General features: G+C 76.5%; 1 pseudogene. It reads left to right on the plus strand.

The features are described 5' to 3' along the window. Positions 1 to 289, plus strand: a pseudogene (locus G3I65_RS50785) (polysulfide reductase); the annotation flags it as partial.

Here is a 289-nt window from a genome sequence, read left to right on the forward strand (position 1 = left end):
GCCGTCCCGGCGTGGCACGAAGCCCATCCGCAGCTGCCGTTCGTCTTCGCCGGCTCCGCGGCGGCCAGCTCCGGCGGCTTCGCGATGGTGCTGGTCCCGGTCGAGGAGGCGGGCCCGGCCCGCGCGCTGGCCGCGATGGGCGCGGTGACCGAGCTGGTGGCGTCGAAGGTGCTGGAGAAGCGTCTCGGCCTGACGGCGGAGGCGTACACGACGGGCAAGGCGCACCGGCTGCGGAAGTGGTCGGAGCGGCTGACCGCGGCGGGCCTGCTGGGCACGCTCGCCGGGCACC

The sequence above is a fragment of the Amycolatopsis sp. SID8362 genome (genome assembly GCF_010550475.1).
Lineage (GTDB): Bacteria > Actinomycetota > Actinomycetes > Mycobacteriales > Pseudonocardiaceae > Amycolatopsis > Amycolatopsis eburnea.